A 25,599-nucleotide genomic window follows, 5' to 3' on the forward strand; every position below is an offset into this window, starting at 1 on the left:
ACTCTTTTTGGGCTTTTCTGGCATAATCCGGCCCACTTTTTTCGCGGTAGTAGTGCGCAACCTTCTACTACAAAACGTTTGGAGCACTCGGCCACAGGCCGACGGGGAACCTCATGACGCAAGCCAATAACGCCGTATACACCGATCTGAGTGTTGACGATCTGGTCAAAGAAGCCCTGCAGCGCGGTGAAGGCGTGCTTGCCGATACTGGCGCGCTGGTCGTAGAAACCGGTCACCGCACCGGCCGTTCGCCGGTCGACCGCTTCATCGTCGAAGAGCCTACTACCCAGGACGCAATCGCCTGGGGCCCGATCAACCGCAAGTTCCCGGCCGACAAGTTCGATGCCTTGTGGGCGCGCGTAGAAGCGTTCAACAACGCGCAAGAGCACTTCGTTTCCCACGTTCACGTAGGGGCTTCCGAAGACCACTACCTGGCCGTGAAAATGACCACCCAGACTGCCTGGCAGAACCTGTTCGGTCGTTGCCTGTTCATCAACCCGGCCCAGTACAACCCGGCCGGTCGTGACGAGTGGCAAGTGCTCAACGTGGCCAACTTCGAGTGCGTGCCAGAGCGTGACGGCACCAACTCCGACGGTTGCGTGATCCTCAATTTCGCCCAGAAAAAAGTGCTGATCGCCGGCATGCGTTACGCCGGTGAAATGAAGAAAGCCATGTTCTCGGTGCAGAACTTCCTGCTGCCGGCGTCCGACGTGTTGCCAATGCACTGCGCCGCCAACATCGGCGAAGCAGGCGACGTGACCCTGTTCTTCGGCCTGTCGGGCACCGGCAAGACCACCCTGTCCGCTGACGAAAGCCGTTACCTGATCGGTGACGACGAACACGGCTGGGGCGAAGGCGTGGTGTTCAACATCGAAGGCGGTTGCTATGCCAAGTGCATCGACCTGTCCGAGAAGAACGAACCGGTTATCTGGAAGGCCATCAAGCACGGCGCCGTGCTGGAAAACGTCGTCATCGACGAGGCCGGGCACGCTGACTACACCAATGTCAGCCTGACCCAGAACAGCCGCGCCGCCTACCCGCTGGAACACGTTGCCAAGCGTTCCGAGAAGAACCTGGGCGGCGAGCCCAACGCGGTGATCTTCCTGACCTGCGACCTGACTGGCGTACTGCCGCCCGTGTCGATCCTCAGCGAAGAACAAGCGGCCTACCACTTCCTGTCGGGCTACACCGCACTGGTGGGCTCGACCGAAATGGGTTCGGGCAGCGGCATCAAGTCGACCTTCTCCACCTGCTTCGGCGCACCATTCTTCCCGCGCCCGGCCGGTGAATACGCTGAGCTGTTGATCAAGCGCATCCGCGGCTTTGGCTCCAAGGTCTACCTGGTCAACACCGGCTGGACCGGTGGCGGCTACGGCGTCGGCAAACGCTTCAACATCCCGACCACTCGCGGCGTGATCGCAGCGATCCAGAGCGGCGCGTTGATCGGTGCAGAGACCGAGCACCTCGATACCATCAACCTCGACGTGCCGTTGGCTGTGCCAGGCGTTGAGACCGGCCTGTTGAACCCACGTAACACCTGGGCTGACCAGGCTGCCTACGATGAAGCGGCGAAGGCGCTGGCCGGGTTGTTCATCGAGAACTTCAAGAAGTTTGAAGTGAGCGATGCGATCAAGGCTGCAGGGCCTAAGTTGTAAGGTTCGTATGGTGTGAAAAAGCCGCCCCGAGTGGGCGGCTTTTTTGTGCGCGACAGGTTGTATCCCGCTCGCCGGGTTTGCGCAGTTCCCATGTGGGAGGGGGCTTGCCCCCGATTGCGGTGTACCAGTCAAAGGTGGGCCGCCTGACACACTGCTATCGGGGGCAAGCCCCCTCCCACACTTGATTCTCGGTGTACTTCAGGTCAGCTCAGGTTTTCCAGTGTCTGCGTATCCCAGCTGTGGGTCTTGATCGCCAGGTAGAGCATGCCGATAGTCAGTGGCACTTTTTCGCCGCGCCCCTTGGCCCGACGTTTGAGAAACACATCAAACACCGGCGTGTTGAAATAACGATAAGTGTCGAAGTCGCCCAAGTCGAGCGCGAATTCCTGTTCCAGCGCTTCCATCAGTTGCTTGGCCTCGCTGCCATCACAGCCCAGGTCGAAGTTCAGCGAGGTTTGCAGGCGGATGGTCTTGTGTTTCGGCAGACCGATTTCTTCGTGCAGCAGTTGCAGGAGGTGCTGCATGACGGGGTCATCGGGGAAGTGGGAGGCGAGGTTCATGGTGGGGGCCCGCAGGAGTGGGTGAGGGGGGCTTTTGCGTTTTAGGCGGTATTTGTTTCGGCTGATGAAAAGTGCCAAGCCTATCAAGAACAGGGCCAGGGGAAGGAGTTGAATGTTCAGGATGATGGCGACGTAGGGCAGCCAGAGCAACAGAGCCAGTCCCGTTACGATGAAGGTAACGGCGAAACGCCTTCTTAATGTGCAGTCAGTGATTTTGTAATACAGCAGTAGATGGAGAGCGAATAACAGCGCTGTTTGCAGATAAAGCCATTGATCAAGGTTCATTTGAGTACACATGCATTGAGACGCTTGAGCGCTGCGGGCCTATGCCACCACTGACCTGGGCATCCAGGCCAATGATGATGTCTGCGCTATGAAAGTTGCGAAGCGCGCGAGAAATCAAATCGCTGACAGCATTCTCGACGATCGATTCTGCTTTGCTGGATATGACCCCGACAGGGGATGCAATTGCGCCAGAAATGATTTCTTTGATGAGGTTGTTTCGATTGTTCAAGCTATTTGCCTGCTTCCTGGTCAATGGCTTTGAGACGGCCACTGTCATGACGCAAGGTAGATCTCGGGCGAGCATCTTTTCGTACAACTTCTGAAGTCGCAAGCGGACCTCTATCGCTGATGCTTTTGCTTCCAGCAAGCAAAGAGTGGCTAGCTCCTGTCGATTGTTTGGCATCACGGTGAGTCGAATCACTGTGAAAGTGATGCCGTAGTGGCCGATATATTGAGTCCTTTCGATGTTCAAGTTTTTTTGTTGGGGCAGTTGAAGGGGGTCCAGTCTCGGCCAGGAAAACGTGGATTTGTAGAGGGCTGGACGAGTGTTTTAGGCCGTTTCAGAAATGGACGACGCGCCGTTTGGTGGCTTCTTACAGTTTTACGGCTTGATGCTTATTTGGAAGGCTGAACCGGCAAAAATGTGGGAGCCGGGCTTGCCCGCGATGGCGGTGTGTCAGGTATGAAAATGTCGCCTGACGCTCCGCTATCGCAGGCAAGCCAGCTCCCACAGGGTTAGCTGTATGTCTGGTTAGTTTGTGTTGGATTATCGGCCGCCGGTTGCAGCTGTACGTGTTGCGTGGCTTCCAGCAAATCACAGCCGTCCTGAACCAGCAGGTACAAGGCGTTGATGATGTGGGAAATGTCTTTGACGTCGGCGTGTTCGAAAGTCAGGCAGGAGAAAGTTTCGAGCAAGTCCGTGGCTGCGCGGATGCGTTGGTGGGCGGCGGACTGGATGTCTTCGGCTTTGGCTTCGGTGTCGATGAGAAGTGGGTGGGTGTCGGTGAAGTTGGTGCGCAGAAGACGATAGCGATTTTCAGATGGATTTATAGTGTTCATTGATTTCGATCTCTGTGTAGTTAGAAGACCGCCATCATCGTGACCAAGCGATGGGTGGCGGACTGTGTCCAGGTTGGTCAACCGGCAGGGATCACCCGGCACGCCCGAAGGCGTCCCAAACACAGCCGCCATGAAGCGTGTGGGCACGGAAGTGCCTACGACATCTGAGGGTGCGTATGCGATCTCTGTCATCGGGTGACCAAACCCGATCGCTGATTTTGCAGCGAGGGGCGCACTATAGGTGGGTGCGGTGTAGTGGTGCAATACGGGCAAAACGATGTTAGCGCGGCCTACTCATACATCGCTCAAAAATCGCCCTCAAACCCCCGAGGACCCGGATCGTTCCCACGCTCCTGCGTGGGAATGCAGCCCGTGACGCTCTGCGTCACCAATCCTGAGGTTCAAGCCGTGTACTGATGGAGGTGTCGAGTTCGCAAGGCAGGTACTTGGCAAGGACGGTGGCTCTCGTCGGCAGAGCATTGTCGACATCGGACGGTTTGGTGTCGAAGCCTGCCAGACGCAAGCTGGCGAGATAGTTGGAGCGTTGTATCTGCTTGTAGTAAGTCTGTTTCTGCTTAAACGTCATCTCGTCCACGGCGCAGTTCTCCAAGACAAAGGCTGGTTTCATCGTGCAGCGAGTGTTCGCTATAACTACGTCACATTCTTTATAAAAAAACCGCCAGAGCTCCGAATTCAGCGTATGTTTCACCGCAAAATCTTGTAGGGCGATTCCGCCTTCTACTTAAAGGGAGTTAAGCATGGGTTTGCTTCGTGTCGCTTCGGCGGTGTCATTGTGTGCGGTGGCTTTTTCGATCCAGGCCGAGCAGTTGCCGATCGAGGTGCTCAGCGCGGTGGTCAAGGACCAGAAAATCGCCGACGCCGAGGTGCTGTTGCAACGCAACGGTGCGCAGAACGTTGTAGGCCGCACCAACGCCCAGGGGCAGGTGACGCTGACCAGCGAGGCGGCTGACGACGCCAGCAATCTATTGATCATCAAGAAACCGGGCTACTCCAACCTGGTGGTGAAATGCCCGTGCAAGGGCATGACCTACGCCGTCAGCCCGGTCATGGAAAACCTCGATGGCCTGCGCGTGGTGCTGAGCTGGGGCAAAACCCCGGCAGACCTCGACTCCCATATGATTTTCCCCGGTAACAACATCTACTTCGATAGTCAAAAGGGCGACGACGCCGAGCTGGACGTGGATGACACCGACAGCTACGGCCCGGAAACCATCACCCTGCAGAAAAAGCACTACGGCGAAAGCTATGTCTACGCCGTGCATGACTACAGCAACGGTGACAATCCAGGTTCGCGCCAACTGTCCAACAGCGAAGCCAAGGTGTTCGTGTACATGGGCCAGTCCCTGGTGCGCACCTACTACGTGCCGAAAAACCGCAGCGGTAACCTGTGGACCGTGTTTCGCATGACCGGCAGCGGCGATTTCCAGGACATCAACACCTTCAACGGTGTGACGGTGGATGCCGCGAATGTGCTCAATGAAGTCAAACCGTTGCTGGATGACAGTGTTGCGGTGACGGCTGTCGCGGTCAGCTCTTCGGCCCAAACCGATGCCAAGCGTCTGAATGTTCAAGGCGAAGCGGCCTATCAGGCCGGGAACCTTGACCAGGCCATCGACCTGTTCCGCCAGGCCATCGAGCTGGACAATGGCTTCGGCAAGGCCTATGGCAACCTGGGCCTGGCGTATCAGAAGGCAGGCAATACCGCCGAGTCGATCTGGGCCAACCGCAAGGCCATTGCCCTGGCGACGGGTGCCAATGCGGCAACCGTACGCGCGGGTGCCTACTACAACATTGCACGGATCTACGAAGCGGCGGGGCAGTTTGCCGATGCGTTGCGTCACTACCAGTTGGCCAGGGAACAGAAAGCCAATCCGGTGTACGACACGGCGATCGAGCGGGTGCAGAACCGCTGATTCTGCCTGAGTGAAACGCTAAACTGTGGGAGCGGGCTTGCTCGCGAATGCGGTCCGTCAGTATCAAATATGCTGACTGATACACCGCCTTCGCGAGCAAGCCCGCTCCCACATTTGGATCTGTGTTTTTCCTGCGATTACTTTGGAATATTCCTATCTCGGCCCTGGGCCATCTCCCAGCCTGTGTATCATCCTGTCTCTTTTTTCCATGCGACCTTTCTCGATTCGCTGAACTTACTGGGCTACGTTTTCAAGCCATGTTCAACGGTCAATGGAGTGACAGCCTATGCACGACACCCTCCAGCAGGTCTTCGGTTATCCGCAGTTTCGTGCGGGCCAGGAAGAAACGGTCAGCGCCGTACTGGCCGGTCGTTCGGCGGCGGCGATTTTCCCGACCGGGTCTGGCAAGTCACTGTGTTATCAACTCTCGGCCGTATTGCTGCCGCACCTGACGCTGGTGGTGTCGCCGCTGTTGGCGTTGATGCAGGACCAGTTGGGTTTCCTCAAGCGCCACGGCATTTCAGCCGGCAGCATCGATTCGGCCCAAAGCCGCGAGGACGCCAATGACGTGATGGCGCGTGCGCGTTCCGGTGAGCTGAAAATCCTGATGATTTCGGTGGAGCGCTTGAAGAACGAGCGCTTTCGAAACTTCCTGCAAAGTGTGCAGATCTCGCTGCTGGTGGTGGACGAGGCGCACTGTATTTCCGAGTGGGGCCATAACTTCCGCCCGGACTACCTGAAGCTGCCGGACTACCAACGTCAGTTCAATATCCCGCAAGCATTGCTGCTGACGGCTACGGCGACGCCCAAGGTGATTGCCGACATGCAGGCGAAGTTCGCCATTGCGCCGGACGATGTGGTCACCACCGGCTTTTACCGGCCCAACCTCAACTTGCTGGTGGAACCGGTGAGCGGCCCGGACAAGCGCCGCCGTCTTGTGCAGTGGATGAACGAGCGAGCCGACCAGCCGAGCATCGTCTACGTCACCCTGCAGAAAACCGCCGAGCAGATTGCCGAACACCTGAACCGCAATGGCATCCAGGCCGAGGCGTATCACGCCGGGTTGCCCCACGATAAGCGCGAGGGCATCCAGCAGCGTTTCATGGGCGGACGCTCCAATTGCATCGTTGCCACCATCGCGTTTGGCATGGGCATCGACAAAAGTGACATCCGCAATGTGGTGCACTTCGACCTGCCCAAATCCATCGAGAACTACAGCCAGGAAATCGGCCGTGCGGGGCGGGATGGGCAGCCGTCTGACTGCCTGGTGCTGGCCAACCGCGACAGCCTCAATGTGCTGGAGAACTTTGTGTACGGCGACACGCCGGAGCAGGAGGGTATTCGTCGGGTATTGGAAGAGTTGCAGGCCGCGCGGGGCGAGGGCCAGTGGGAGTTTTTGCTGAGGTCTTTGTCGGACCACAGCAATATTCGCGAGCTGCCGTTGAAGACGTTGCTGGTGCAATTGGAGCTCAAAGGTGTGATCGCGCCGCGCTACGCGTTTTATGCTGAATACCGTTTCAAGTACCTGGTCGAACCCGAGGCGTTGCTCGCCCGTTTCTCCGGCGAGCGGCAGCAATTTGTTGCGGCGATCATCCAGGCGTGCAAGCGTGCAAAAACCTGGGCCACGGTGGATTTTGACGCGCTGTATCAGCAGCACAATGCCGAGCGCAACCGGGTGGTGAAGGCGCTGGATTACTTCCAGGAGCAGGGCCTGATCGAGCTGGAAAGCAAACAGATGACCGAGGTTTACAGTCTGCTGGACACCGATTTTGATGCGCAGGTATTGAGCACCGAGTTATACACAGGCTTCAAGCGGCACGAGCTGACGGAAGTGGCGCGGATTCACGCCATGCTCGATCTTTTCGCCACCGAGCGCTGCCTTGGGCAACGTCTGGCGCAGTATTTTGGCGATGAAAACGCGCCGCAGCATTGCGCGCACTGCTCGGTGTGCCACGGGCATATAGCGCACTTGCCGGCGCCGCCGAGCTTGCCGCCGCTTGTGGATAAAAATTTCATGGGGCTGTGCGGTGATTTTATCCACAGGCATCATGAGCACACCGGCCAGTTACCGGGTGCCGACCGCCTGACGCGTTTTTTGGGTGGCATCAGCGTGCCGTTGTTCACCAAGTTGAAGGCGCGGGGTATCCCCGGTTTCGCCGCGCTGGAGGACTACCCCTACGCCGAGGTACGCGAGTGGGCCGAGGCCCATTTGAATGATCTGTAAACCCACTTTCACCCGAGGTGCCCATGCCTGACTCAGTGCCACAACGTGCCGATTACCCTCACTTCCAGCCGATCATCACGCGCTGGCACGATAATGACGTGTATGGCCATGTGAACAATGTGACCTACTACAGCTTCTTCGACACGGCAGTGAATACCTACCTGATCGAACAGGGCGGGCTGGATATCCATGACGGTGAAGTGGTTGGGTTTGTGGTGAGTTCGGCGTGTGATTATTTCGCTTCGATCGCTTTTCCCGAGCGCATCGAGATCGGCCTGCGGGTGGGCAAGTTGGGCAACAGTTCGGTGCAGTATGAGTTGGCGGTGTTCAAGGCAGGCGAGGAGGAGGCCTGCGCGGCGGGGCGCTTTGTGCATGTGTTTGTGGATAGGGCGTCGAACCAGCCGGTGACGATTCCGGAACTGTTGCGCGAGGCGTTGCAGCGGTTGGTTGTCTGACCAAATGTGGGAGGGGGCTTGCTCCCGATAGCGGTGGATCAGTCACCGTATACATTGACTGATCTACTGCAATCGGGGGCAAGCCCCCTCTCACATGGGATTTTCGTCAGGCCTTAGTCGTCATAGCGATGGTGGCGCTTGTGTTTGTTCTTGCGGTGCCCATAGGCATGACCGCGGCCTGGGTGGTCATCGCGATAGTAGCGACGGTCGTCACGGCCACGATAACGGCGGTCATCGTCATCGCTCTTGTTGCCCATGTAGTTGCCCAGCGCGCCACCTGCGCCACCGCCGGCCGCCGAGCCGATCAGTGCGCCGGTGCCGCCGCCGACACTGCGGCCTACCACGTTGCCGCCGGCTGCGCCCAGTGCGCCGCCAATGGCGGCTTCGCCACGGCTGCGCTTGTCGGCGCCGACTGCACTACCGCCCGCGCCACCCAGCGCGGCGCCGATGGTCGAACCGGTGTTGCCGCCCAACTGCTGGCCGACAACCGAACCTAGAACCCCGCCCAATGCGCCGCCCACACCGGCTTCGGTGGTGCCACCGGCCAGGGCTGCGCCACTGACCAGGCCAAGGGACAACAAGAGAATCGAGGAGAACTTCATTCAGGGAAACCTCAAGGGGATGACGGCGCGATCCTGAGGTTGTATCGAGACGCTGACAATCGAAATCCGACCGGCGGCAGCAGTTGTATACAATTTGCTAAGTTACTGTTTTGTATGGGGAACTTAAGTTGTTTTTACGAGTCTTTAGTTACTTCGGAACGGCCGCTTTTAGGTAAAAGCGGCCTTTTTTGTGCCCGCAAAATGTGTGCTGAAAGTGCTGGCCTCTTCGCGGGGCTAGCCCCAATGCCTGTCAGTTAAGGCTTTTTGTAGGAGCGAGGGGGGGGCGCCTAGCTCTTTGCTCGCGAAAAACTCACAGGCACCGCGTTCATTCAGGAAGCACGCGTTATCGTCGACGTTTTTCGCGAGCAAGCTCGCTCCTACAGAGGGCGGTCTACGCTTAACTGACTGGCATTAGGGCAAGTCAGGCCGAGCGCGCCATGATCAGCCCATTGTCACTCGCCGCTTCCAGACGAATCGCGACGAACTTCGACGTTGGCGTATGGCTACCGTCGCCCGTGCTTTCCAGCGGCACCAGAGGGTTCACTTCCGGATAGTAAGCCGCTGCCTGCCCGGCCGGAATATCAAATGCCAGCAAGGTAAAGCCTTTCACACGGCGCTCACGGCCATCTTCCCACAACGAGATGATGTCGGCCTTCTGCCCCGGCTTGAAGCCCAGGCGGATGATGTCGGCTTCGTTGACGAACAGCACGTCCCGCTGCCCTTTGACCCCGCGATACCGATCGTCCAGGCCATAGATGGTGGTGTTGTACTGATCGTGGGAACGCATCGACTGCATGATCAGGTCCGGCACCCGACCTGTGGCATGGGTGCGCTCATGAATCAGGTCCTTGGGCAGCACGTTCGGCCGGAAGTTGGCGCGGCCCGACGGGGTGTTCCAGCGGCGTGCGCCGGCCGAATTGCCCAAATAGAAGCCGCCAGGGTGTTTGATCTTCTCGTTGAAGTCCTTGAAGCCCGGAATGGTATCGGCGATCAGGTCGCGGATGCGTCCGTAGTCGGCGACCAGCCAGTTCCAATCCACCGGTTTGCTGCCCAGGGTCGCGGCGGCGATACCGGCCAGGATCGCAGGCTCGGATTTCATCAGCTTCGACAGTGGCTGCAATTGGCCGTTGGAGCCGTGGACCATGCTGAACGAGTCTTCCACCGTCACCGCTTGCGGGCCGTCGGCCTGAATGTCGATGTCGGTACGGCCCAGGCACGGCAGGATCAGGGCGTCTTTACCGTGCATCAGATGGCTGCGGTTGAGCTTGGTGCTGATCTGCACGGTCAGGTCGCAGTTGCGCAGCGCCTCGAAAGTGCGGGTACTGTCGGGCGTGGCCTGGGCGAAGTTGCCGCCCAGCCCGATAAACACCTTGGCGCGGCCTTCGAGCATTGCGTGGATGGCTTCGACCACGTTGTGCCCATTGGTACGCGGCACCTGGAACTGGAAGCGACGCTCCAGCGAGTCGAGGAACGCCACCGGTGGGCGCTCGTTGATGCCCATGGTGCGGTCGCCCTGCACGTTGCTGTGGCCGCGCACCGGGCACAGGCCCGCGCCCGGGCGGCCAATGTTGCCGCGCAGCAAAATCAGGTTGGCGATTTCCTGGATGGTCGGCACCGAGTGACGGTGCTGGGTGATGCCCATCGCCCAGCACATGATCACGTTCTTGCCTTTGGCATACATGCGTGCGGCTTGCTCGATCTCCACCAGCGTCAGGCCGGACTGCTCGACGATTTCCTCCCATGAGGTGTCGTCGATCTGGCCCAGGTAGTCCAGTACGTTCACGGTGTGTTCGTTGAGGAAGTCATGATCGAACACGGCTTCCTTGCCTTCGGCCAGGGCCTGGCGCTCCCATAGCAGCAGGAACTTGGCCATGCCGCGCAGGATGGCCATATCGCCGCCCAGCGCCGGGCGGAAATACGCCGTATTGGTCGGCTTGTCGCCGTTGGTGAGCATTTCCAGCGGATGTTGCGGGTGCTGGAAGCGTTCCAGGCCGCGTTCCTTCAGGGGGTTGATACACACCACCTGGGCGCCGCGTTTCACCGCTTCGCGCAGTGGCTCAAGCATGCGCGGGTGGTTGGTGCCGGGGTTCTGGCCCCAGACGAAAATCGCGTCGGCATGTTCGAAGTCATCAAAGGTTACGGTGCCTTTGCCCACGCCCACACTCTGTGCCAGGGCGACGCCGCTGGCTTCGTGGCACATGTTCGAACAGTCGGGGAAGTTGTTGGTGCCGTAGGCGCGCACGAACAACTGATACAGGTAGGCGGCTTCGTTGCTGGCGCGGCCCGAGGTGTAGAACTCGGCCATGTCCGGGCTCGGCAGGGCATTGAGATGCTTGCCGACCAGGTCAAATGCGGCTTCCCAACTGATGGGCTGGTAGCGATCGGTCTCGGCGTTGTAGCGCATCGGCTCGGTGAGACGGCCCTGGTACTCCAGCCAGTAATCGCTTTGCTCCAGCAGCGCGGTAACGCTGTGCTTGGCGAAGAATGCGGCGTCCACGCGGCGCTTGGTGGCCTCCCAGTTGACCGCCTTGGCGCCGTTTTCGCAGAACTTGACCATGCCGCTTTCCGGCGAGTCGCCCCAGGCGCAGCCCGGGCAGTCGAAGCCGCCGTTCTGGTTGGTCTTGAGCATCATGCGCAGGTTTTTCAGCGCGTTGTCGCTGGTCAGCCAGGCTTGCGCCACGCTGATCAACGCCCCCCAGCCGCCGGCCGGGCCTTTATAGGGCTTGTAGCGTGGGGTCGGGGTCTGGTCGGCTTGGTGGTGAAGGCTCATGGCTGGTACTCCATCGCAGGGCTGTAGACCCGCGGCGCGCTTTTCTGCGGCAGGTGGATGAGATTGAGGTTATGCCGGCGCGCCCATTGCAGGGCCAGGCCGGTGGGCGACGACAGGCTGACCAGGGTCTGGATGCCCGCGCGCAGGACTTTCTGGATCAATTCGAGACTGCAGCGGCTGGTGACAATCGCCACGCCGCCGTCGGTCGGAATCTCTTGGCGTATCAGGGCGCCAATCAATTTATCCAGGGCGTTATGCCGGCCGATGTCTTCGCGGCCCATCAGTAATTCGCCCTGATTGTTCATAAAGATCGCCGCATGCACGGCGCCGCTGTGTTGGCCCAGGGGCTGGAACGCACCGATGCGCTGGCGCAGGCCATCGAGCCATTCGGCCGGTGGCAAGGGCGCTCCGGGCAGCACCTGAAGATCAGGCAAGGCCTGCTCCACGGCCTCGACGCCGCACAGGCCGCAGCCGCTGGAACCTGCCAATTGGCGGCGCTGCTGCTTGAGGTTCCAGAACGCACGGCTGGAGATCTGTACCTGAGCGTACTGGGTCGAGCCCGCACCACTGATCTTCAGGTCATAGATGTCGCTGACGTCGGTGACAATGCCGCTGCCAAGGCTGAAACCGACGATGAAGTCTTCAAGGTCGGTCGGCGTCACCAGCATGACGGCCTGGCTGATGTCGTTATACGCAATCGCCAACGCCACCTCTTCGGCCAGCGCAGTACTGCCGACGTCGGTGTGTTCCAGATTGCTGTACTGATAGCTCTGGCTGGCGGCGGACGCGGGCGTTTCGAGGGCGGGCGCCGCGCAGGTGGGGCGCTTGGCGTTCATAGGGGGCAGTACCACCGGCGGATTGATCAATGTTCAGACTAGGCGCGACAAAGGGTCGCGTCTAATCGCCAGTATTGATGTATTGATAGATGGCGTCGATCAAGGTTCGTTTTTAGTCAGGAAGTGACCTGGAACCCAAATCCTCGGGACTGGTCTAGTCTTGGGCATCAGGCACTTAAACCCAAGGAGAGCGCACCATGAGTATTTTCAGTTTTGTTAAGGAAGCAGGCGCGAAATTGATTGATCTGCTGACGCCGGGTAATGCAAACGCCAGTGAGCAGTTGAAGGACCACATCTCCAAGGTTGGCCTTGGAAATCCGAATGTGCAGGCGACCGTTGAGGGTGACAAGGTCACGCTGACGGGTGAAGTCGCAACTCAGGAAGAGAAAGAAAAAATCATCCTGGCGGCGGGCAATATCGAAGGTGTCGGCAGTGTTGAAGACAACATCACCGTCTCCGGCCCGGTGGTTGCCGCTGCGCGTTTCGTGGTGGTGAAAAAAGGCGACACCCTCAGCGCGATCTCCCTGGCGGTGTACGGCAACGCCAACCAGTACAACAAGATTTTCGAGGCTAACAAGCCGATGTTGTCGCACCCGGACAAGATCTACCCAGGCCAGTCCCTGCGTATCCCAGAGTAATACGCAGGATAAAATGAGGAAGCTCGCTCCTACAGATTGGTATTAGGGCGTGTCCCCCTCCCACACTCGCTCAAAGCCCGGTAATAAGTTCTCGATAATTCCCGACAGCTGCGAACTCTGCGGTGTCTTTTGGCCCCTTTTTGCTGTCGGGCTCTTTGACTGCCAGCAGATGGCCCACGCCGAAATCTCTGGCACTGCGCAGAATCGGCAAGGTGTCGTCGATAAACAGGCTACGGGCCGGATCGAACTGGATATCGGCGTGCAGCGCTTCCCAGAACTGCCGGTTTTCCTTGGGAAAGCCGTAATCGTGGGAGCTGATCAGTTGTTCGAAATACGGCGCCAACTCGATGCGCTCCAATTTCAATGACAACGAATCGCGATGCGCATTGGTGATCATGATCACGCGCTTGCCGGCCTGTTTGATCGCCGCCAGGAACGTATCGGCGTCCGGGCGCAGGGCGATCAGGTGGGCGGTTTCCAACTTGAGTTCGCGCACCGGGATTGCAAGCTCGGCGCTCCAGAAATCCAGGCAATACCATTGCAACTGTCCGGCGTTACGCTCGAACAGCGGCTGCAGTTCCATGTGCGCCATGGCCAGGCTCACGCCGTGCAGCTCGGCGTAGCGTTGCGGCAGGTGCTCCATCCAGAAGTGGTTGTCGTAATGCAGGTCGAGCAGGGTGCCGTCCATGTCCAGCAGGACGGTGTCGATGGCGTGCCAGGGCAAAGAGGGCATGGGGCGTTCTCATGTAAGTAAAGATATCCGACACAGACAATCGGAAAAGCCACGGTATAGTAACCCGATCACGCCAAGGAGCCCTTTATGCGCCAGAAACCCACCGTCCTCGCCCGCGAAATAGTCGCCAGTAGCCGTTTGTTCCGCGTGGAGGAAGTGCAATTGCGCTTTTCCAATGGCGTTGAGCGGACCTACGAACGTCTGGTGGGCCGGGGTGCCGGTTATGGCGCAGTGATGATTGTGGCGATGATCGACGAAGATCATGCATTGCTGGTGGAAGAGTACTGCGGCGGTACCGATGAATATGAGTTGTCCTTGCCCAAGGGCTTGATCGAGCCCGGCGAGGATGTGCTGGCGGCGGCGGACCGCGAACTCAAGGAAGAGGCCGGCTATGGCGCGCGTCAGTTGGAACATATCACCGAGCTGTCGCTGTCGCCCGGCTATATGAGCCAGAAAATCCAGGTGGTGCTGGCCACCGATCTGTACGAAGAGCGTTTGGAAGGCGATGAGCCTGAGCCGATGCGCGTGGAGCGGGTCAACCTGCGTGAGCTGTCGGCGCTGGCGCAGAATGAGCAGTTCAGCGAGGGCCGGGCGCTGGCCGCGCTGTACCTGGTGCGGGACCTGCTGACCCAGCGTGGGGTGTTCAGCGTATGAGCGAGCTGTTCCTGGGCCATCCGTTCATCGCGCCGGTCATTGAATTGGCGCGCCAGGCCGGTGAAGCCATCCTGCCGTACTGGCGTGCTGATGTGGCGGTGACCTCCAAAGCGGATGATTCACCGGTGACGGCTGCCGATCTGGCCGCCCATCATCTGATTCTCGCAGGGCTCACGGCGCTGGACCCGAGCATTCCGGTGCTGTCCGAAGAAGACGCCGATATCGACCAGAGCGTACGTGCCGGCTGGCAGCGTTGGTGGCTGGTTGACCCGCTGGACGGCACCAAGGAGTTCATCAGCGGCAGTGAAGAGTTCACGGTCAATATTGCCTTGATCGAGCAGGGCCGCGTGGTGTTCGGCGTGGTCTCGATGCCTACCAGCGGCCGTTGCTACTTCGGCGGCGCGGGCCTGGGAGCCTGGCGCTCGGATGTGAATGCCGCGCCCCGGCAGATCCAGGTGCGCCAGACTCCGGCCGCAGGTGAAGCCTTTACCGTGGTCGCCAGCCGCCGTCATACCAGCCCGGAGCAAGAGCGTCTGTTGGAGGGGCTGAGTCAGGGATTGGGCGAGCTGAAACTGGCGAATATCGGCAGCTCCTTGAAGTTCTGCCTGCTGGCCGAGGGCAGTGCCGATTGCTATCCGCGCCTGGCGCCGACGTCGCAGTGGGATACTGCGGCAGCACAAGGTGTGTTGGAAGGGGCGGGGGGCGAGGTGCTGGAATTGAGCGGCAAGCCGTTCAGCTACCCGGCGCGGGAATCGTTGTTGAACCCGTTCTTTCTGGCGTTGCCGGCCAAGGCTGAATGGCGGGAGCGCTTGTTGAGCCTGGCCAGATCTTAAGCCCTGCGCAAATTAAAAATGTGGGAGGGGGCTTGCTCCCGATGGCAGTGTGTCAGTCGATATCCAAGTGACTGATCCACCGCAATCGGGGGCAAGCCCCCTCCCACATTTTGATTTGTGTGATGGCGGCTAGCGGTGGAGGACGTATTGGCCGGTGAAGGTTACTGCGCGGTCTTCACTGCCCTTATTCACAATCCACGTCTGCAGCGCCAACCGCGCCCGGCCATGGCGTGTGTAGGTCGCCACAAAGCGCTTCCATACCTTTTCCTCGGGCGCTGCGCAAATCACCGTCGCATCCTGGGTCACCGGCAACGGATAACTGATCTGCCCTTCCTGAATCACGATATGCCCGTCTTCAATGCCGTCTTCGTGCAATTTCAGGTGCAGCCAACCCCAACCCGCCAGCACGGCGCCGCAGTAGAGGCTGCCGCCAAACATGGTGCTCTTGTGGTTGATATTGGCCTGCAGGGGTAGATGCAGTTGCAACTGGCCGTGTTGCCAGTCGAGCACCTTGAGCCCCATTTCTCGAGTGAGGGGGATGTCGTGGTGGAGGACGGATTCCAGGTAACGGCTGTCGCGGCTCATGGCGGTCTCTTGGCGAGTGGGCAGGGTCATTCGTCATCTGCGCTGTGGCTGGCGCTGTCGGCGAAGTTCAGGCCGTGCTTGCGCAGTTTGTCGTGCAGGGTTTTGCGTGGCACGCCGAGGGCTTCGGCGAGGCTGCGCAGTGAACTGTGGGGGCGGGTCAGTTCGGCGGCGATCAGGCTTTTTTCGAAGTGTTCGACTTGCTCGCTCAAACCGCCTGGCGTGGACGTCAGTGTGCTGGCGGATGGATTGTCCGGCGTACTGTCCAGGGCCAGTTCCAGGCCCAGGGCGAAGCGTTCGGCGGCGTTTTGCAGCTCGCGCACGTTGCCCGGCCAGCTGTGGCGCAACAGCAGGGCGCGTTGCCCCGGTTGCAGTTCGTGCAGCGGCAGGCCGTGGCGGCTGCTGGCTTCGTCGGCAAAATGCTGGAACAGCATCAACGCGTCTTCACCCCGTTCGCGCAGCGGCGGAATGCGCAGCGGCGCGACGTTGAGACGGTAATACAAGTCGGCGCGGAAACGGCCCTGGTCGGCGGCCTGGCGCAGATCTTCCTTGGTGGCGGCGATGATGCGGATGTCCAGCGGGATCAGCTGGTTACCGCCCAGGCGCTCCACCACGCGCTCCTGCAACAGCCGTAGCAGCTTGACCTGCACGTCCAGGCTCATGCTTTCGATTTCATCGAGAAACAGCGTGCCGCCGTTGGCGAATTCGAACTTGCCGATCCGGCGCTTCTGCGCGCCGGTAAACGCGCCCGGTTCATGACCGAACAGTTCGCTTTCCACGACTGACTCGGCCAGCGCGCCGGCGTTGATCGCCACGAACGGGCCGCTGCGCCGGTTCGAAAGATCATGCAAGGCGCGGGCGACGACCTCCTTGCCGGCGCCGGTTTCGCCGAGGATCAGCACATCGGCCTTGGTCGCCGCCAGCGCACCGATTTGCTCGCGCAGGCGCAGCATCTGCGGCGAATGCCCGACCAGGCGTGTGCTCAGTTGCTGGCGATCGCTGAGGGCCAGGCGCAGGCTGCGGTTGTCCAGCACCAGGCGGCGCAGGGCCAGGGCGCGGCGTACGCTGTCGAGCAAAGCGTCGCTGGCGAAGGGTTTTTCAAGAAAGTCGTAGGCGCCGGCGCGCATGGCCTGCACCGCCAGCGGCACGTCGCCGTGGCCGGTGATCAGCAGCACGGGCAGGTCCGGGTCCTGGCCGTGCAGTTCGGCGAGCAGCTCCAGGCCGTCCATGCCGGGCATGCGGATATCGCTGACCACCACGCCCGGCCAGTCCCGCGACAGGCGCGCGGTGAGGCCGCTGGCTTCGCCCAGGGGCAGCACTTTCAGCCCGGCGAGGTCCAGGGTCTGGCATAGCGCCTGACGCAAGTGGGGATCGTCGTCGATCAGCACCACCTGAATCTGGTTATCGATACTCATACACTGCGGTCCTCGGACGGTTGCACACTGACGCCCGGCGAGCCGGCACGCAGTTTCAAGGTTAACAGCGCGCCGCCTTCCTTGTGGTTGGCAAACAGCAGTTCGCCGCCGAAGGCACGCATCAGGGTGTCACAGATCGCAAGGCCCAGGCCCAGGCCCTGGGTGCGCGTCTTGGTGGTGTAGAACGGCTCGCTGGCGCGGCCCAAAGCTTCCATGCAAAAGCCCGGGCCGTTGTCGCGGATGTACAGGTTGACGCCCTGGTCGGTGGTTTGGGCACTTAGCCACAGTTTGCGTGGCGGGCCTTTTTCGGTGAGGGCATCGAGGGCATTGGCGAGCAGGTTGCCCAGTACCTGGCGCAGACGGGTTTCACCGGCCTGCACCCACAGGGTGGCCTCGGGCAAGTCACGGATCAGTTCCACTTCCATCGAGCGCCGCCGTTTGCCCAGCAAGGCCAGCGCATCATCCAGCGCAGGTTGCAGCGCCACGCTTTCCGGCGCATGGCGGTCGCGGCGGGCGAACGCGCGCAAGTGCGCGATGATCGACGCCATGCGCCCGGTCAGTTCGCTGATCAACTTGAGGTTGCCGCGGGCATCGGCGGTGCGCTCGTGGTCGAGCAGGATTTCCGCGTTTTCCGCGTAGCTGCGAATCGCTGCCAGGGGCTGGTTCAGTTCATGGCTGATGCTGGCCGACATGGTGCCCAGCGCCGAGAGTTTACCGGCCTGCACCAGGTCGTCCTGGGCACGTACCAGCTCCTGCTGAGCGTGTTCGCGCTCCAGCACTTCCTGTTTCAGGCGCCGGTTCAGGCCCTCCAGGTCGCTGGTCCGCTCGGCCACGCGCATTTCCAGTTCGCGGCGGGCCTTGGCTTCGAAGGCGATGCGCTCCAGGTAATGGCGACGGCGCTGCATCAGCAAGCCGAGCAGCAGCATCAGCACCAGCAACGTCGCGCCGCCGACGGCCACCACGGTACGCACCGGGCGGTTGATCAGGGACTGGGGCGCAAGAATTTCCACGTTCCAGCCGGTTTCGGCAATGGCGGTGGATTGGCGCAGCCAGGCGCTGCTGCTGAGGTTCAGTGGCTGTGGATCACGGGTCGGATAGGGCTGGATGGCAATAATGGCCTGGCGTTCTTCGGCGGTCAGCGGCCGCGTGGCGCGGAACCGCCATTGCGGGCGCGAGGTGAGGATCACCACGCCATTGTGGTCGGTCACCAGCAGTTGTTCCGGTGTATTGCCCCACAGGCTCTCGGTGTGGTCCAGGTCGACCTTGACCACCAGCACGCCAATGATTTTTTCGTTATCGCGCACGGCGGCGGCGAAGAAATAGCCGCGCTTGGCCGAGGTGGTGCCCAGCCCGAAAAAGCGCCCCAGGCGCCCGGCCATGGCTTCGCTGAAATAGGGGCGAAAGGAAAAGTTGCGCCCGACAAAGCTGTCCTGTTTGTCCCAGTTGGACGCGGCGAGGGTCTTGCCGGTGGTGTCCATCAGGTACATCACCTCCACCCCGGCCTGGGCGGCGACGTCCTTGAGCAGCAGGTTGGCGCTGACCAGGTTGGTGCTGATCTGCGGCGCATCCAGCGCGGTGCGCAGGGCCGGCAGGTCGCCGAGGATCTGCGGCAGCACTTCATAGCGATGCAGGGTGCCCAGCAGGTTGGCGACGTACAGGTCGAGGGTCTGACGGTTCTGCCCGGCCAGCTCGCTGCGGTAGTAGCGCTCGGCCAAGTGCTCCAGCGGCCATAGCAGCGGCGCCAGGCACAACGCCAACAGGGCCAGGCTGCGCCAGCGGGGTCTTCGCGGAAGAGGTGGGGTCATGGGAATCGTGCGCCTGTGGGTACAGGCGCATTATGCCTAGTGCTGCCTGGCAAGACACTCGTGCAATGCGTCCTGCCAGTGCGGCTGGCTGACGTGCCATTGCTGCTGCAGGCGGCTGCAATCGAGGCGCGAGTTCAACGGGCGCCTGGCAGGTGTTGGATAGGCGCTGGACGGGATCGCTTCCAGCTCAGCGCAGGGTTTGCCTGCCACGCGCAGGGCTTCGCCAATGGCCTGGGCAAAGCCGAACCACGATGTTTCACCCTGGGCAGTCAGGTGATAAACGCCCCATTCCCCGGCGTCGCCGGCTTGCCAGCGCTCGATCAGTGCACGCGTACTGTCGGCGATGGTCCCGGCCCACGTCGGCGCGCCGATCTGGTCGGCGACGATACGCATCTGCGGTTTCTCCTGCAGCAAGCGCTGCATGGTCAGCAGGAAGTTCTTGCCGTGGCTCGAATACACCCAACTGGTGCGCAGAATCAGGTACTTGCCGCCCACGGCCGCAATCGCCTGTTCACCCGCCAGTTTGCTCTGGCCGTACACACCCAAAGGATTGGGCAGGTCATTTTCGGTGTAGGGGGCAGGTTTGCTGCCGTCGAACACGTAGTCGGTGGAGTAATGAATCAGCGGGACGCCAAGGGTCTTGGCTTCTTCGGCGAGAATGGCGGGGGCGATGGCATTGATGGCGAAGGCTGCGTCCGGCTCGCTTTCGGCCTGATCGACCGCAGTGTGGGCAGCGGCGTTGATGATCAGGTCGGGACGCTGAGCGCGCACCTGTTGGCGAATCTGCTCGGCGTTAGCCAGATCAAGCTGGTCGCGGCCCAGCACGACGAGCTCGCCCAGGCCCTGAAGGCGTTGTTGCAGCGCCTGGGAGACCTGGCCGTGCTGACCGGTGATCAATATCTTCAGGGGCGCTGTCACGGGAACAGGTCCGCATCCCTCAGGCTTTTACCGACCTGATCCTTGGCGGACAGGGTCGGTGGGCCATCGAGCTGCCAATCGATATTGAGGTCCGTGTCGTCCCAGCGAATGCAACGCTCTGCCGACGGGGTGTAGTAATCCGTCGTCTTGTAGAGGAATTCGGCGTAGTCGCTCAGCACAAGGAAACCGTGGGCGAAACCCGGTGGTATCCACAGCTGTCGGTTGTTTTCGGCAGACAGGCGCACGCTGGCCCATTTACCGAAGTGAGGAGAGCTGCGGCGGATATCCACCGCTACATCCAAGACTTCCCCAGCCGTCACACGCACCAGTTTGCCCTGGGCGTGTTCGACCTGGTAGTGCAGGCCACGCAGCACGCCTTTCAGCGAGCGTGAGTGGTTGTCCTGCACAAACTGGAGTTTCAAGCCGCTGGCATTTTCAAACTCGCGGGCGTTGAAGCTCTCATAAAAAAAGCCGCGGTCATCGCCGAACACCTTCGGTTCGATGACCAATACACCAGGCAGCTCAGTGGCGCTTACATTCATTTAGGGTTCCCGGCCAGCGTGTACAAATACTGACCATAGCCGGTTTTGCCGAAATATTTGGCGCGTTCCAGCAAATAGTCACGATCAATCCAGCCGTTTTCGTAAGCGATTTCTTCCAGGCAGGCGACTTTCAAGCCCTGGCGGTGCTCGATGGTCTGCACGTAAGTGGACGCTTCCAGCAGGCTGTCATGGGTGCCGGTGTCGAGCCAGGCAAAGCCGCGACCGAAACGTTCAACGTGCAGGTCGCCGCGCTTGAGGTAGGCATTGTTGACGTCGGTAATTTCCAGTTCGCCGCGTGGCGAAGGCTGGACGGCCTTGGCGATCTTGATCACGTCGTTGTCATAGAAATACAGGCCAGTCACCGCATAGCTGGATTTAGGCTGCGTCGGTTTTTCCTCGATCGACAGGGCACGGCCTTCCTTGTCGAAATCGATCACGCCGAAACGCTCCGGGTCCTTGACCCAGTAGCCGAACACCGTGGCGCCGGATGGGCGTTTTGCGGCATTGCGCAACTGATCACCGAAGTGCTGACCGTGGAAGATGTTGTCCCCCAGGATCAGGCACACCGGGTCATCACCGATGAACTCTTCGCCAATGATGAACGCTTGGGCCAAACCATCGGGCGAAGGCTGTTCGGCATAGCTGAAACGCACGCCGAACTGGCTGCCGTCACCCAGAAGGTTGCGGTATTGCGGCAGGTCCACTGGCGTTGAGATCACCAGGATGTCCTTGATTCCCGCCAGCATCAGCACCGAGATCGGGTAGTAGATCATCGGCTTGTCATACACCGGCAACAGTTGTTTGGACACGCCCAGGGTAATGGGGTGCAAACGGGTGCCGGAACCGCCGGCCAATACAATTCCCTTCATCATGCGATCAGATCCTTTACGTCAGTATTGCCAAGTCGTTCACCCTGATAACTGCCATCCTGGACCCTGCGGCACCATTCCAGGTTATCGAGGTACCACTGCACGGTCTTGCGCAGGCCGGTCTCAAAGGTTTCTTCCGGGACCCAGCCCAGCTCGCGCTCGATTTTGCTGGCGTCGATCGCATAGCGCTGGTCGTGGCCCGGACGGTCCTTGACGAAAGTGATCAGGTCAGTGAATTTTTCCACGCCGGCCGGACGCTGTGGCGCCAGCTCTTCGAGCAGGGCGCAGATGCCGCGCACGACGTCGATATTTTTCTGCTCGTTATGGCCGCCGATGTTGTAGGTCTCGCCCACCACCCCAGTCGTCACCACCTTGAGCAGCGCACGGGCGTGGTCCTCGACGAACAGCCAGTCGCGCACTTGCAGGCCATCGCCATACACCGGCAGCGGCTTGCCTGCGAGGGCGTTGAGAATCACCAGTGGGATCAGTTTTTCAGGGAAGTGGAACGGCCCGTAGTTGTTCGAGCAGTTGGTCAACAGCACCGGCAGGCCGTAGGTCCGCTGCCAGGCGCGGACCAGATGGTCGGAGGCCGCCTTGCTGGCCGAGTACGGCGAGCTGGGGGCGTAGGGCGTGGTTTCGGTGAACAGATCGTCCACGCCGTGCAGGTCGCCGTACACCTCGTCGGTGGAGATGTGATGGAAACGGAACGCGCTTCTGGCCGGTTCAGCCAGCTTCTGCCAATAGGCGCGGGTGGCTTCCAGCAGGCTGTAGGTGCCGACAATGTTGGTCTGGATAAAATCCGACGGGCCGTCGATGGAACGGTCCACATGGGACTCTGCCGCCAGGTGCATGATCGCGTCCGGCTCAAAGCGCGCCAGTACGGCGCTGACGGTGGCCTGGTCGATGATATCGGCCTGGACGAACTCATAGCGGCTGTCGGACGCAATGCTGGCCAGCGACTCAAGGTTGCCGGCGTAAGTCAGCTTGTCCAGGTTGAGCACTTCATGCTCAGTGTGCTGGATCAGGTGCCGGATCAGGGCCGAGCCAATAAATCCGGCACCGCCGGTGATAAGAATGCGCATGTCGAGGGCCTTTTCCTTAGACGGACATTAAGCGAAAGAAGCATAGCTTGAGTTGTGAATCGAGCGGGCGCAAGCGCGGCGAGCGGGAGGGGTTGATTAACGCCCCCGAACAATGGCGATATAGACGCCTGATAAAACCGAGGTCGTCACAATGTTGCTTGCCACATTGATCCATCGTGCCAGTCTGCCGTGCCCCCAGTTGAGCCTTGAGCAGGCGGCCCAGCTGCTTGAGCAACATTACGGCCTTAGCGGCACATTGCAGTCATTGGGCAGTCAACAAGACCTTAACTTCAGGATTGACAGCGCCCCGGGCCGCTTCGTTCTGAAAATCTGCCGCGGTGACTACGAGGCAATCGAGCTCGAGGCCCAGCATGCCGCCCTCAACGCGCTGCAGGCAAACGTACAGGTGCGGGTGCCCAAGGTGATCAAGGCCCTCAATGGCGAGGATCTGCTGACTGTCAGCGTCGACGGACAACCCCTGCACCTGCGGCTATTGGACTACATCGACGGCCAACCCCTGACCCATTTGCCTCATCTGGGTCGCGACGTGATCGCAGGCTTCGGCGAGCTGTGCGGGCGCATGAGCCTGGCGCTGGCGACGTTTACCCATGCCGGCCTGGACCGCACCCTGCAATGGGACCCGCGCCACGCGCAGGCCTTGATCAAGCATCTGCTGGCGACCTTGCCCGACGTCGCCCATCGCGCCGCGCTGGAACAGGTCGCCGGGCAGGTCGAGGCGCATATCGGCCCTTTGGCTGCGCACTTGCCCTGGCAGGCCGTGCACATGGACATCACCGACGACAACGTGGTGTGGCAGCGTGATGCGCAGCGGCACTGGCAGGTCCAGGGCGTGATCGACTTCGGCGACCTGGTGCATACCTGGCGCATTGCCGACCTGTCGGTCACCTGCGCCGCGCTGCTGCACCATGCCGAGGGCGACCCGTTTGCCATCCTGCCGGCGATCCGGGCCTGTCACGCGGTCACGCCGTTGCTGCGCGAAGAGTTGCGCGCGCTGTGGCCGTTGATCGTTGCCCGCGCCGCCGTGTTGGTGCTGAGCAGCGAGCAGCAGCAACGCCTGGACCCTGATAACACCTACCTGTTGAAGAACGCCGAGCACGAGTGGGAAATCTTCCACGTCGCGACATCGTTGCCGTTCCAATTGATGGAGGCGGCGATCCTCAGTGCTGTCGGCGAGGCCTTGCCGGCCTTGGCCAGCCAGGATTTCGCCCCATTGCTGCCGGGGCTGGTCGGGCGAGAATTCGCACTGATCGACCTGGGCGTGCTCAGCCCGCATTTCGAGGCGGGCAACTGGGAGACGCCTGGCATCGATCGGCGACTGCTGGACGAAGCGGCGGCGGTGCACGGGCTGGCGGCCAGCCGTTATGGGCAATACCGGTTGTCGCGTACCCGTCCGGACAGCGCTGTGGAGCCGGACACGTTTGCCCTTCACGTCCAATTGCATCTGCCCCACGGCACAGTGGTTGAAGCCCCTTTCGCCGGGACCCTGCGCGAGGGTGCTGACGGCTTGCTGTGTGTGCATGACGAGCGACTGAACCTGCGTGTGTGGGGCGTTAAAACCCTGCTCAATCCCGGTGCGGTGGTAGTCAAAGGGCAGATACTCGGTGAAGTCCACGGGCCGTTGACCGTGCAACTGTGTCGTGCCGACCTTGAGGCCCCGCTGTTCTGTGTTCCTTCCAGGGCGGCGGCGTGGCAGGCGTTATGCCCTTCACCGGCGGCGCTGCTCGGGCTGGCCTGTGACGCCGAGCCGGAGCTGGACCCCGAGGCGCTGCTGGCCCGGCGCGACGCCAGCTTCGCCCGCTCGCAGAAGCATTACTACGTCGACCCGCCGCGTATCGAGCGGGGCTGGCGCAATCATCTGATCGACATGCAGGGGCGCTCCTACCTGGACATGCTCAACAACGTGGCCGTGCTGGGCCACGGTCACCCGCGCATGGCGGCGGTGGCGGCGCGGCAGTGGTCACTGCTCAACACCAACTCGCGGTTTCACTACGCGGCGATTGCCGAGTTTTCCGAACGCCTGCTGGCGCTGGCGCCGAAGGGCATGGACCGGGTGTTCCTGGTCAACAGCGGCACCGAGGCCAATGACCTGGCGATCCGCCTGGCCTGGGCCTACAGCGGCGGGCGCGACATGCTCAGTGTGCTGGAGGCCTATCACGGCTGGTCGGTGGCGGCGGACGCGGTGTCTACCTCGATTGCCGATAATCCCCAGGCGTTGAGTAGCCGCCCGGACTGGGTACACCCGGTGAAGGCGCCGAATACCTACCGTGGTGAGTTTCGCGGGCCGGACAGTGCGCCTGACTATGTACGAAGCGTGGAACATAACCTGGCGAAAATCGCCGCGAGCCAACGTCAGCTGGCGGGTTTCATCTGCGAGCCGGTCTATGGCAACGCCGGCGGTATTTCGTTGCCGCCGGGCTACTTGCAGCAAGTCTATGGATTGGTCCGAGCCCGGGGCGGCGTGTGTATTGCCGATGAGGTGCAGGTGGGCTATGGCCGCATGGGGCATTTTTTCTGGGGCTTTGAAGAGCAAGGCGTTGTGCCGGACATCATCACCATGGCCAAGGGCATGGGCAACGGGCAGCCACTGGGTGCGGTGATCACCCGTCGCGACATTGCCGAAGCCCTGGAAGCCGAGGGTTATTTTTTCTCCTCATCGGGCGGAAGCCCGGTCAGTTGCCGTATCGGCATGGCGGTACTGGATGTGATGGAGGAAGAAAAACTGTGGGAAAACGCCAAGGAGGTGGGGGGATATTTCAAGACGCGCCTGCAGGCGTTGATCGAGCACCATCCGTTAGTCGGTGCGGTGCACGGTTCGGGCTTCTATCTGGGGCTGGAGCTGGTACGCGACCGACAAACCCTGGAACCTGCGACCCAGGAGACGACGCTGTTATGTGGCCGTCTGCGCGAACTGGGGGTTTTCATGCAGCCGACCGGCGACTACCTGAACATCCTCAAGATCAAGCCGCCGATGGTCACTACCCGGCGCAGTGTGGATTTTTTCGTCGACATGCTGTCGAAGGTGCTCGACGAACAGTTGTAACAAATCGATTGTTATCGACTGCATTTGATCAGATTTGTTTTCAGTCCTGTTCTTTAGCTACTAAAGCCGATATTTATCCGTTATAAA

Annotated in this window: 23 protein-coding genes; 8 read left to right on the plus strand and 15 right to left on the minus strand. The window is 60.7% G+C overall.

The features are described from left to right. Positions 1-113 precede the first annotated feature (113 nt). Positions 114-1,655 carry a phosphoenolpyruvate carboxykinase gene (locus TU82_RS22445; RefSeq protein WP_057725437.1) on the plus strand — a complete coding sequence of 514 codons (1,542 nt, stop codon included), beginning with the start codon at positions 114-116 and terminating at the stop codon, positions 1,653-1,655. A gap of 203 nt (positions 1,656-1,858) precedes the next feature. Here the strand turns inward: TU82_RS22445 and TU82_RS29265 are convergent, their stop codons facing one another. From TU82_RS29265 to TU82_RS22465, 4 genes are all read right to left on the minus strand, one after another. Continuing rightward, positions 1,859-2,500 (minus strand): DUF1493 family protein, encoded by a 642-nt coding sequence (locus TU82_RS29265; RefSeq protein ID WP_231982720.1) that lies wholly within the window; start codon positions 2,498-2,500, stop codon positions 1,859-1,861. Further along, a complete protein-coding gene (locus tag TU82_RS22455; RefSeq protein WP_057725438.1) occupies positions 2,490-2,972 on the minus strand; it encodes a hypothetical protein in 483 nt (160 codons plus the stop codon). Before TU82_RS22455 ends, TU82_RS29265 begins: the two co-directional genes overlap by 11 nt. Before the next feature lie 263 nt (positions 2,973-3,235). Then, positions 3,236-3,559, minus strand: a complete 324-nt coding sequence (locus tag TU82_RS22460) for a hypothetical protein (protein ID WP_057725439.1) — start codon at positions 3,557-3,559, stop codon at positions 3,236-3,238. 385 nt (positions 3,560-3,944) lie between these two features. After that, positions 3,945-4,145 carry a YhfG family protein gene (locus TU82_RS22465; RefSeq protein ID WP_420893028.1) on the minus strand — a complete coding sequence of 67 codons (201 nt, stop codon included), beginning with the start codon at positions 4,143-4,145 and terminating at the stop codon, positions 3,945-3,947. Positions 4,146-4,317: 172 nt separating this feature from the next. Here TU82_RS22465 and TU82_RS22470 point away from each other — a divergent pair, with 172 nt between their 5' ends. The 3 genes from TU82_RS22470 to TU82_RS22480 all read left to right on the plus strand — a co-directional run bounded on the left by TU82_RS22470 (position 4,318) and on the right by TU82_RS22480 (position 8,172). Then, positions 4,318-5,493, plus strand: a complete 1,176-nt coding sequence (locus TU82_RS22470; protein WP_057725440.1) for a tetratricopeptide repeat protein — start codon at positions 4,318-4,320, stop codon at positions 5,491-5,493. A 286-nt stretch (positions 5,494-5,779) separates the two neighbouring features. Beyond that, positions 5,780-7,717, plus strand: a complete 1,938-nt coding sequence (locus TU82_RS22475) for a RecQ family ATP-dependent DNA helicase (RefSeq protein ID WP_057725441.1) — start codon at positions 5,780-5,782, stop codon at positions 7,715-7,717. A 23-nt stretch (positions 7,718-7,740) separates the two neighbouring features. Further along, positions 7,741-8,172, plus strand: a complete 432-nt coding sequence (locus TU82_RS22480) for an acyl-CoA thioesterase (RefSeq protein WP_057725442.1) — start codon at positions 7,741-7,743, stop codon at positions 8,170-8,172. A gap of 113 nt (positions 8,173-8,285) precedes the next feature. On the opposite strand, the gene TU82_RS22485 is transcribed toward TU82_RS22480, so the two are convergent. From TU82_RS22485 to fdhD, 3 genes are all read right to left on the minus strand, one after another. Further along, on the minus strand, positions 8,286-8,774 hold the full coding sequence (locus TU82_RS22485; protein ID WP_057725443.1) for a glycine zipper domain-containing protein: 489 nt from the start codon (positions 8,772-8,774) through the stop codon (positions 8,286-8,288). 421 nt (positions 8,775-9,195) lie between these two features. Next, the gene (locus TU82_RS22490; RefSeq protein WP_057725444.1) at positions 9,196-11,544 is read right to left on the minus strand and encodes an FdhF/YdeP family oxidoreductase; all 2,349 of its coding nucleotides are present in this window, start codon (positions 11,542-11,544) and stop codon (positions 9,196-9,198) included. Then, a complete protein-coding gene (fdhD, locus tag TU82_RS22495; protein WP_057725445.1) occupies positions 11,541-12,380 on the minus strand; it encodes a formate dehydrogenase accessory sulfurtransferase FdhD in 840 nt (279 codons plus the stop codon). Before fdhD ends, TU82_RS22490 begins: the two co-directional genes overlap by 4 nt. A 197-nt stretch (positions 12,381-12,577) precedes the next feature. On the opposite strand from fdhD, the gene lysM reads away from it, so the two are divergent. Further along, positions 12,578-13,018 carry a peptidoglycan-binding protein LysM gene (gene lysM, locus TU82_RS22500; protein WP_057725446.1) on the plus strand — a complete coding sequence of 147 codons (441 nt, stop codon included), beginning with the start codon at positions 12,578-12,580 and terminating at the stop codon, positions 13,016-13,018. Positions 13,019-13,088: 70 nt separating this feature from the next. Here the strand turns inward: lysM and yrfG are convergent, their stop codons facing one another. Continuing rightward, a complete protein-coding gene (yrfG, locus tag TU82_RS22505) occupies positions 13,089-13,751 on the minus strand; it encodes a GMP/IMP nucleotidase (protein WP_057725447.1) in 663 nt (220 codons plus the stop codon). Positions 13,752-13,838: 87 nt separating this feature from the next. On the opposite strand from yrfG, the gene nudE reads away from it, so the two are divergent. Both nudE and cysQ read left to right on the plus strand, forming a co-directional pair. Next, complete coding sequence (gene nudE, locus TU82_RS22510) at positions 13,839-14,405, plus strand: ADP compounds hydrolase NudE (protein WP_057725448.1); 567 nt, start codon at positions 13,839-13,841, stop codon at positions 14,403-14,405. Continuing rightward, on the plus strand, positions 14,402-15,238 hold the full coding sequence (cysQ, locus tag TU82_RS22515; RefSeq protein ID WP_057725449.1) for a 3'(2'),5'-bisphosphate nucleotidase CysQ: 837 nt from the start codon (positions 14,402-14,404) through the stop codon (positions 15,236-15,238). The genes nudE and cysQ overlap by 4 nt, the downstream gene beginning before the upstream one ends. A 129-nt stretch (positions 15,239-15,367) precedes the next feature. On the opposite strand, the gene TU82_RS22520 is transcribed toward cysQ, so the two are convergent. Genes TU82_RS22520 through rfbB form a run of 7 tightly spaced genes read right to left on the minus strand, consistent with a single transcriptional unit; the run spans position 15,368 to position 22,451 of the window. Then, complete coding sequence (locus TU82_RS22520) at positions 15,368-15,823, minus strand: YiiD C-terminal domain-containing protein (RefSeq protein WP_057725450.1); 456 nt, start codon at positions 15,821-15,823, stop codon at positions 15,368-15,370. Between the two features lie 26 nt (positions 15,824-15,849). After that, positions 15,850-17,235, minus strand: coding sequence for a sigma-54-dependent transcriptional regulator (locus TU82_RS22525; protein ID WP_057725451.1), 1,386 nt, complete (start codon positions 17,233-17,235; stop codon positions 15,850-15,852). Beyond that, positions 17,232-19,040, minus strand: coding sequence for a sensor histidine kinase (locus tag TU82_RS22530; protein WP_057725452.1), 1,809 nt, complete (start codon positions 19,038-19,040; stop codon positions 17,232-17,234). Before TU82_RS22530 ends, TU82_RS22525 begins: the two co-directional genes overlap by 4 nt. A 36-nt stretch (positions 19,041-19,076) precedes the next feature. Continuing rightward, positions 19,077-19,958, minus strand: coding sequence for a dTDP-4-dehydrorhamnose reductase (rfbD, locus tag TU82_RS22535; protein ID WP_057725453.1), 882 nt, complete (start codon positions 19,956-19,958; stop codon positions 19,077-19,079). Further along, entirely contained in the window at positions 19,955-20,500 is a 546-nt protein-coding gene (gene rfbC / locus TU82_RS22540) for a dTDP-4-dehydrorhamnose 3,5-epimerase (RefSeq protein ID WP_057725454.1), read from the minus strand. Before rfbC ends, rfbD begins: the two co-directional genes overlap by 4 nt. Continuing rightward, on the minus strand, positions 20,497-21,372 hold the full coding sequence (rfbA, locus tag TU82_RS22545; RefSeq protein ID WP_057725455.1) for a glucose-1-phosphate thymidylyltransferase RfbA: 876 nt from the start codon (positions 21,370-21,372) through the stop codon (positions 20,497-20,499). The genes rfbC and rfbA overlap by 4 nt, the downstream gene beginning before the upstream one ends. Then, positions 21,369-22,451, minus strand: coding sequence for a dTDP-glucose 4,6-dehydratase (gene rfbB, locus TU82_RS22550; protein ID WP_057725456.1), 1,083 nt, complete (start codon positions 22,449-22,451; stop codon positions 21,369-21,371). Before rfbB ends, rfbA begins: the two co-directional genes overlap by 4 nt. A gap of 151 nt (positions 22,452-22,602) precedes the next feature. Here rfbB and TU82_RS22555 point away from each other — a divergent pair, with 151 nt between their 5' ends. Then, a complete protein-coding gene (locus TU82_RS22555) occupies positions 22,603-25,512 on the plus strand; it encodes an aminotransferase (RefSeq protein WP_057725457.1) in 2,910 nt (969 codons plus the stop codon). The last annotated feature ends 87 nt before the right edge of the window (positions 25,513-25,599 follow it).

The organism is Pseudomonas orientalis (assembly GCF_001439815.1).
In the GTDB taxonomy this organism is placed as follows: Bacteria; Pseudomonadota; Gammaproteobacteria; order Pseudomonadales; family Pseudomonadaceae; genus Aquipseudomonas; species Aquipseudomonas orientalis.

Bases quoted from the DNA above. Each gene is read 5' to 3' on its own strand.
- TU82_RS22555 (WP_057725457.1), top strand. From the start codon at position 22,603: ATGTTGCTTGCCACATTGATCCATCGTGCCAGTCTGCCGTGCCCCCAG.
- rfbC (WP_057725454.1), bottom strand. From the start codon at position 20,500: ATGAATGTAAGCGCCACTGAGCTGCCTGGTGTATTGGTCATCGAACCG.
- TU82_RS22475 (WP_057725441.1), top strand. From the start codon at position 5,780: ATGCACGACACCCTCCAGCAGGTCTTCGGTTATCCGCAGTTTCGTGCG.
- rfbB (WP_057725456.1), bottom strand. From the start codon at position 22,451: ATGCGCATTCTTATCACCGGCGGTGCCGGATTTATTGGCTCGGCCCTG.
- TU82_RS22470 (WP_057725440.1), top strand. From the start codon at position 4,318: ATGGGTTTGCTTCGTGTCGCTTCGGCGGTGTCATTGTGTGCGGTGGCT.
- TU82_RS22465 (WP_420893028.1), bottom strand. From the start codon at position 4,145: ATGACGTTTAAGCAGAAACAGACTTACTACAAGCAGATACAACGCTCC.
- cysQ (WP_057725449.1), top strand. From the start codon at position 14,402: ATGAGCGAGCTGTTCCTGGGCCATCCGTTCATCGCGCCGGTCATTGAA.
- lysM (WP_057725446.1), top strand. From the start codon at position 12,578: ATGAGTATTTTCAGTTTTGTTAAGGAAGCAGGCGCGAAATTGATTGAT.
- TU82_RS22480 (WP_057725442.1), top strand. From the start codon at position 7,741: ATGCCTGACTCAGTGCCACAACGTGCCGATTACCCTCACTTCCAGCCG.
- rfbA (WP_057725455.1), bottom strand. From the start codon at position 21,372: ATGATGAAGGGAATTGTATTGGCCGGCGGTTCCGGCACCCGTTTGCAC.
- fdhD (WP_057725445.1), bottom strand. From the start codon at position 12,380: ATGAACGCCAAGCGCCCCACCTGCGCGGCGCCCGCCCTCGAAACGCCC.
- TU82_RS22525 (WP_057725451.1), bottom strand. From the start codon at position 17,235: ATGAGTATCGATAACCAGATTCAGGTGGTGCTGATCGACGACGATCCC.
- TU82_RS22530 (WP_057725452.1), bottom strand. From the start codon at position 19,040: ATGACCCCACCTCTTCCGCGAAGACCCCGCTGGCGCAGCCTGGCCCTG.
- TU82_RS22485 (WP_057725443.1), bottom strand. From the start codon at position 8,774: ATGAAGTTCTCCTCGATTCTCTTGTTGTCCCTTGGCCTGGTCAGTGGC.
- TU82_RS22490 (WP_057725444.1), bottom strand. From the start codon at position 11,544: ATGAGCCTTCACCACCAAGCCGACCAGACCCCGACCCCACGCTACAAG.
- TU82_RS22445 (WP_057725437.1), top strand. From the start codon at position 114: ATGACGCAAGCCAATAACGCCGTATACACCGATCTGAGTGTTGACGAT.
- TU82_RS22520 (WP_057725450.1), bottom strand. From the start codon at position 15,823: ATGAGCCGCGACAGCCGTTACCTGGAATCCGTCCTCCACCACGACATC.
- yrfG (WP_057725447.1), bottom strand. From the start codon at position 13,751: ATGCCCTCTTTGCCCTGGCACGCCATCGACACCGTCCTGCTGGACATG.
- nudE (WP_057725448.1), top strand. From the start codon at position 13,839: ATGCGCCAGAAACCCACCGTCCTCGCCCGCGAAATAGTCGCCAGTAGC.
- TU82_RS22460 (WP_057725439.1), bottom strand. From the start codon at position 3,559: ATGAACACTATAAATCCATCTGAAAATCGCTATCGTCTTCTGCGCACC.
- TU82_RS29265 (WP_231982720.1), bottom strand. From the start codon at position 2,500: ATGAACCTTGATCAATGGCTTTATCTGCAAACAGCGCTGTTATTCGCT.